A 1,358-nucleotide genomic window follows, 5' to 3' on the forward strand; every position below is an offset into this window, starting at 1 on the left:
CCCCCAAACAGTGCTACCGCGTCCTTGGCCCGAGGGCATCAGGCGCTTTAGTCGCAAAACGGGCCTCGCCCTTGGCCCCGCCTTGGTTTAGAGCAATCCCGCAAGCGCAATAGCAGAAACTTGAAAATCCGATGAAATTCCTCGATCAGGCCAAGGTTTACATTCGCTCCGGCGACGGTGGCGCCGGATCGATGTCGTTCCGCCGCGAGAAATTCATCGAGTTCGGCGGGCCGGATGGCGGCGACGGCGGCCGCGGCGGCGATGTCTGGGTGGAAGCGGTCGACGGGCTGAACACGCTGATCGACTATCGCTACCAGCAGCATTTCAAGGCCAAGACCGGCATGCACGGCATGGGCCGCAACATGACGGGCGCCAAGGGCGCCGACGTGACGCTGAAAGTGCCGGCGGGCACGCAGGTCTTTGCCGAGGACAATGAGACGCTGATCTGCGACCTGACGATTGTCGGCCAGCGCTTCCTGCTCGCCAAGGGCGGCAATGGCGGCTTCGGCAACCAGCATTTCAAGACCTCGACCAACCAGGCGCCGCGCCGCGCCAATCCCGGCCTGCCCGGCGAGGAGCTGAGCATCTGGCTCCGGCTCAAGCTGATCGCCGACGCCGGCCTGGTCGGCATGCCCAATGCCGGCAAGTCGACCTTCCTTGCCGCCGTCACCGCGGCCAAGCCGAAGATCGCCGATTATCCGTTCACGACGCTCCATCCCGGCCTCGGCGTCGCCCGCATCGATGGCCGCGAATTCGTGCTGGCCGATATTCCCGGCCTGATCGAGGGCGCGCATGAGGGGGTGGGCATCGGCGACCGTTTCCTCGGCCATGTCGAGCGCACGCGCGTGCTGCTCCACCTCGTCTCCGCGCAGGAGGAAAGTCCGGGCAAGGCCTACAAGACCGTACGCGCCGAGCTCGAAGCCTATGGCCATGGGCTGACCGACAAGGTCGAGATTGTCGCGCTCAGCCAGGTCGACATCCTCGATGCGGACGCCCGCAAGAAGAAGGCCGCCTCGCTGAAACGCGCGGCCGGCCGCGCGCCGATGCTTTTGTCGGCCGTCACCGGCGAAGGCGTCGAAGCGGTGCTGCGCGCGCTGATGGCGGTGGTCGCGGAATCGCGCGACGCCGTTCCGGCCCCCGTCGACACGCGCTGGCGGTAAGACCTATGAAATCGCTGAAATCATACCGGCGCATCACCGTGAAGATTGGCTCGGCGCTGCTCGTCGACCGCGCGGCAGGGCTGAAGCGCGACTGGCTGACCTCCTTGGCCGATGACATCGCCGTGCTTGCCGATGCCGGCGCGGAAGTGCTCGTCGTCTCCTCGGGCGCGATCGCGCTCGGCCGCACCATTCTCGGCT

The 1,358-nt window shown here is 66.3% G+C and carries 1 protein-coding gene and 1 pseudogene; both read left to right on the forward strand.

Features of this window, described 5'->3' with window-relative positions; translation table 11 throughout:
• Positions 1-131 precede the first annotated feature (131 nt).
• Complete coding sequence (gene obgE, locus EOD07_RS34475; RefSeq protein WP_041006844.1) at positions 132-1,160, forward strand: GTPase ObgE; 1,029 nt, start codon at positions 132-134, stop codon at positions 1,158-1,160.
• A 5-nt stretch (positions 1,161-1,165) separates the two neighbouring features.
• A pseudogene (locus tag EOD07_RS34480) lies at positions 1,166-1,358 on the forward strand (glutamate 5-kinase); the annotation flags it as partial.

The sequence above is a fragment of the Mesorhizobium sp. M2C.T.Ca.TU.002.02.1.1 genome, assembly GCF_003997225.1.

Bases quoted from the DNA above. Each gene is read 5' to 3' on its own strand.
- obgE (WP_041006844.1), top strand. From the start codon at position 132: ATGAAATTCCTCGATCAGGCCAAGGTTTACATTCGCTCCGGCGACGGT.